Annotated in this window: 6 protein-coding genes; 2 read left to right on the top strand and 4 right to left on the bottom strand. The window is 67.4% G+C overall.

All coding sequences use genetic code 11. From position 1 onward, the window contains the following. Both J5F18_RS13415 and J5F18_RS13410 read left to right on the top strand, forming a co-directional pair. Positions 1–456: hypothetical protein (locus J5F18_RS13415; RefSeq protein ID WP_346299108.1), on the top strand; the 456-nt coding region annotated here is incomplete at its 5' end. 35 nt (positions 457–491) lie between these two features. Further along, the gene (locus J5F18_RS13410) at positions 492–1,577 is read left to right on the top strand and encodes an ATP-grasp domain-containing protein (protein WP_346299107.1); all 1,086 of its coding nucleotides are present in this window, start codon (positions 492–494) and stop codon (positions 1,575–1,577) included. A 66-nt stretch (positions 1,578–1,643) separates the two neighbouring features. Here the strand turns inward: J5F18_RS13410 and J5F18_RS13405 are convergent, their stop codons facing one another. From J5F18_RS13405 to holA, 4 genes are all read right to left on the bottom strand, one after another. Further along, positions 1,644–2,072 (bottom strand): DUF488 family protein, encoded by a 429-nt coding sequence (locus tag J5F18_RS13405; RefSeq protein ID WP_346299106.1) that lies wholly within the window; start codon positions 2,070–2,072, stop codon positions 1,644–1,646. Positions 2,073–2,135: 63 nt separating this feature from the next. Then, positions 2,136–3,026: a PA2778 family cysteine peptidase gene (locus J5F18_RS13400; protein ID WP_346302232.1), complete on the bottom strand. Its 891-nt coding sequence runs from the start codon at positions 3,024–3,026 to the stop codon at positions 2,136–2,138. Positions 3,027–3,101: 75 nt separating this feature from the next. Continuing rightward, positions 3,102–3,491: a PA2779 family protein gene (locus tag J5F18_RS13395; protein ID WP_346302231.1), complete on the bottom strand. Its 390-nt coding sequence runs from the start codon at positions 3,489–3,491 to the stop codon at positions 3,102–3,104. A 141-nt stretch (positions 3,492–3,632) separates the two neighbouring features. Then, positions 3,633–4,634 (bottom strand): DNA polymerase III subunit delta (gene holA, locus J5F18_RS13390; protein WP_346299105.1); only part of this gene is annotated, 1,002 nt, incomplete at its 5' end.

Raw genomic sequence — 4,634 nt, 5'->3', positions numbered from 1 at the left:
CTTATCCTGGAGCCGGGTATCGGCCTGGTGGCCGATACCCTGGAGTACGCCTGCCGCGTCGACTCGCTCAAGCGCATGCCCGGCCGGCAGGTGGCCGTCACCCATGGCACGGTGGAGCATCTCAAGATCGTGGTCAACGAGATCAACCAGCCGATGTCGGTGCTCCGATGTCCCAGGCATCGCGGGGATGCTCTGGAAGGCGATGCGGAAGCGCTGTCCACTGACGTGGTGGGTTTCACCTGCCTGGAGCATGACGTCCTGTTTCGGAACCACCTTGGCCCTATCGCGGCCGGTGACATTGCTCTGTTCACCAGTGTCGGTGCTTACTCCTTCGTCACCGCTGCGCCCTTTATTCGCACCACACCTCCGATCGTCATGCTGGATGAGGCAGGGGGGTGGAAGACGCTCATGCACAAGGCCTCTGTTTCGCAACTGCTGTCCTCATTCACGTGGTAAGGGACTCGCCATTTGGGCGCAAGGGGAGATGTCATATGAGCAATGTGCTGCTGACGAGCGTCGGACGCCGGAGTTACCTGGTGGATTACTTCCGTCAGGCCCTCAAGGGGAGGGGAGGCGTGATCTGTGCCGATATGAGGGCGGACACGCCCGCCATGTATGCTGCCGACCTGGCCGTGGTCACACCGGCTTCCCACGATCCGGCCTATCTACCCAAGATTCTCGAAATCTGCCGCGATCATCGGGTCAGGCTGCTTTGTTCGTTCAGCGACGCAGATGCCTATGCGCTCAGCCGACATGGTGCGGTGTTTCGTCAGCTCGGTCTCGCGACCACCCTGCCCGACGCCGACTGGGGGCGGATCACCCTGGACAAGTACGAGTGCACCCGGCTGCTGGCTCGGCATGGCATCCCGGTGCCCTGGACGGGCATCTCTCTCGACGAGGCGATCGCCGCACTTCGCACGGGGCAGCTGTCGTTTCCGGTGGTGATCAAGGCGCGCCTGGGCTTTGGCTCCCTCGGGCTGAATGTCTGTCATGACCTGGAAGAGTTTAAGCAGGCACATGCCCTGGCTGCTCAACACCTGGCGCTATCGGCAAACCCCTGGTATGGGGCGCCACCCATGGGTGAAAACGTGCTGATCCAGCAGGGCATCACTGGCAGGGAATACTGCATCGGCATCGTCAACGACCTCACGGGCGACTATGCCGCCCACCTGATGTGCGAAGTGCATGCCATGCGTGCCGGGGAGAGTGACATGGCGACCACGGTCGATCCCGCCCTTGCGGGGGAACTGCCGCGGCGGATCAGCGCGCTGACGGGCCATTCAGGCATCTGGGGAGTCGATTGCATGGATGATGATGGCGTTCTGAGAGTGATCGACATCAACCCGCGCTTCACCGGTGACTACCCATTCAATCAACTGGCGGGTGCCAATGTTCCGGCTGCGCTGTTGGCGTGGGCCGAAGGTCGTGAACTCGATCCCGGATGGCTGCGGGCGGATGTCGGCATCCGCGGTTACAAGGACCTGGTACCCACCTGCGCCATCCAGAGCGGGATGGCCAGGGGGTTCAATGCACTGAGGACCAGTAGCGTCAACCGAAGCACCCCGACCACTGGCTAGCCAAGGACCGCCCGATCCGGGCCGTCGGGTGGTCCAGAGGGTGAGGACCACCTCATGCCGCTCGACTCACTCGTCTTCGGAAAAGCGGTGGGCGAAGCAGGGCAGGGAGGCGGGCTCGAGGTCCGCGGTATCTTCCTCGCGCAGGGCGCGCAACAGGGCCTCGCGCAGGATCGGCAGGTGGGAGTTCTCCAGGTCGCGGGCCGCGGAGAGCAGGGTGAGGCGGGTCCGGCGCGCGTGGCGCATCAGCGGCCTAAGGGTCTGCGGGGCGTCACGCAGTTCACCCCGATAGCGGACGGTAAAGACGAAGTGGCTGATCTCGCCATGATGGTATTGGCGGCGCAGTGCCGGAGACGGCGAAGCGTCCCGGTACCAGTCGCTGAGGGCGAGGGCCTCGCTGGGCTTGCCACGGGGCCACAGCCGGTCCACCAGCACCCTCGCCCCGTCCTCTTGCGAGGCGGGGCTGTAGATCCGTTTCAGGGCGATATCGTAGGTCATGAGGCGTCGGCTCCTGTCGTGCTCCCGCCAGTTTGCCGTGAGGCGCTGGGCGGGACAAGCCGCTCAGGGGAGCGACTCGAGGGCGTCCCGGGCCGGGAGCTGCCAATGGCCAGGCAGGGCCGCCGCCCGCTCGAGGGCACGCCGGGCTTCAACCTGGCGTCCCTCGCTCTCCAGGGCCAGGCCCAGGTTGAGCCAGGCCACCGCCAGGTCGGGCTGTGTCGAGACGGCCTGTTCGAAGGCGGCGATGGCGCCCTCGCCGTCTCCGCTACCGTGCCGCGCATTGCCCAGCGCGAAGTGGGCCAGGCCGTGATCCGGGAAGCGTTCGGCCAGGGCCAGCCAGGCGGGCAGGCTGGCCTCGGCCCCGTGCAGGCGCTCGAAGGCGCTGATCGCCTCCATGGTGGCGGCCGGGCGTGCACCCTCGGGCAATTCCCCGGGGGGCAGGGCAATGAACGCCCAGCGCTCGCTGCGCGCCCAGGTGGCATCGAAGCGCCGGAAGGACTCGATCCGGCGCGGCTCCTCACCGCTGTGCAGGATCAGCTCGTCACGGTCCAGGTCGAAGCCGATGGCCACGGCGTAGTGCCACATGGGCCAGGCGGGCAGGGCAAGGTTCTGCATCACCACCACCGGATGGCCTGCCGCCAGCTCGGTGAGCAGCGCGTCGAGCCGAGCCTCGATGACGAAGGGGATGCGTCCATGGCGACGCGTGGTGGCGAGCATCTCTGGCTGGACGCTGCCGTCGCGCCCGGGCAGGAAGACCTGGGGAATCAAGGTGTCGACGTCGACGTTGACGCCGCCGTGGTTGAGCACCATGGCGAGCGATGCCGGGCCGCACTGGTAGTCGCGCTGGGCGTGGAAGGGAACCGCGTCGAGCAGCAGCTGGCGGGGCAGGCGCTCCTCGGTGGTCTCGGCCAGGCGCGGGGCGCTGGCACAGCCGGCCAGGGTGAGGAGCAACACCAACGCGAGAACGCCCGCAGGGCGGGCGTTCCAGGAGTGCCGGAAACGGCGTGATGGCGGCATGGGGCTCGCCGCTCAGCGGGTGAAGGGGAAGACGTTGGTCAGGCCGAGGATGTCGGTGACCAGCAGGATCACGAAGACGGCAAAGAGGGCGCCGACCGCGCTGGCACCGGCGGGCAGTTGCTCGAGCTGGTCGGCCATCTGGGCGGTTTCGGCATCGGAGAGGGCGGCCACGCGGGCCTCCACCTCGGCGAGGTCCACGCCCTGGGCCAGCAGCTGCTGCTGGACATCATCGCGGGCGAGGAGGTCGTGGATCCGCTCACGATCCGCCTGGCCGCGCTCGGCGTTCAGGGCGGCATCGGTGGTGATCAGGCCGCTGCCGGCAGGGGCGGCGGCCGCGGGCAGGCTGCCCAGCACCAGGGCGACGATCAGCAGCGGGCTGAGGTAGCGGCAGACTTTCTTCATCATGTCGGTGTTCCTTCTTCTTCGAGTGGGCTTCCGGCTCCTGGATGATCCACGCGTCGCCTCCTGGCGATCGAGTGTGGCGCCACGATGATGCCCGCCCAGTATAGGACGAAATGGTTCGATTTTTCATGTCCTTGCCGATCAACGGTGCGACTTGCTCTCGATACGGTAGGAGGAGGGGAGCTCGGCCAGCAGGCCACGGCCGCCGGCCAGGGTCAGCGCCAGGTCATGCAGGCCGTCGCGCAGGGGAAGCGTGTTACCCCCCTTGATGGCGAGGTCGAGGCGCTGGGCGAAAAGCAGCAGCTTGTGCAACCGCATGACCGGCAGCCGGTTGATCGCCTGCTGGTAGGCGGGACGGCGCTTCTCGAAGATGGCAGGTTTCTGGGCCTTGCAGGCATGCTCGAAGCTCTGTCCCTGGTCCAGGTGCTGGTGCAGCGAGAGCAGGGTGCGCAGCTCCCGGGTCAGCGCCCAGAGGATGATGGGGGGCTCCACGCCCTCGCCGGCGAGCCCGGTCATGATCCGCGAGACCCGCGCCCGCTCCCCCTTGAGGCAGGCATCCATCAGGGTGAAGACGTCGAACCGGCTGCTGTCCTCCACGCCGCCGGCCACCTCTCGGGGCGAGACGCGGGCCCCCGGGGGCAGCAGCAGGGCGAGCTTCTGCAGTTCCTGGTCGGCGGCCAGCAGGTTGCCCTCTGTGCGCTCACCGAGCAGGCGGGCGGCGTCCAGGTCGAGGTTGAGGCCATGGAGACCGGCGCGATCGCGCAGCCAGAAGCCCAGCCGCGACAGGTCCACCGGCCACACCGGGACGAAGAGCCCGGCCTTGTCGAGCGCCTGGAACCAGGCGCTCTTCTGCTGGCGGAAGTCGAGCTTGCCCATGGCCAGCAGCAGCACGTTGTCGCTCTCCTCGAGCCGCTCGGCGTAGGCCTTGAGGGCCTTGGCTCCCTCCTGACCCAGGTTGTTACCCGAGAGGCGCAGCTCGATCAGCTTGGCGCTGGCGAACAGCGACAGGCTGGCCGCGGCCTCGTGCAGGCGCCCCCAAGCGAAGTTGCCCTCCACGTGGAGGATCTCGCGCTCCTCGATGCCGCGCTCGCGTGCTGCGGCGCGCACGGCGTCACAGGCCTCGATATGCTGCAGGGGCTCCTC

Source organism: Halomonas sp. BM-2019 (assembly GCF_017584085.1).
Note: the sequence above shows the minus strand (reverse complement) of the source record. Positions and strands in the feature narration are given on the sequence as shown.

Coding starts and splice junctions, on each gene's coding strand:
- J5F18_RS13410 (WP_346299107.1), top strand. CDS start 492: ATGAGCAATGTGCTGCTGACGAGCGTCGGACGCCGGAGTTACCTGGTG.
- J5F18_RS13405 (WP_346299106.1), bottom strand. CDS start 2,072: ATGACCTACGATATCGCCCTGAAACGGATCTACAGCCCCGCCTCGCAA.
- J5F18_RS13395 (WP_346302231.1), bottom strand. CDS start 3,491: ATGAAGAAAGTCTGCCGCTACCTCAGCCCGCTGCTGATCGTCGCCCTG.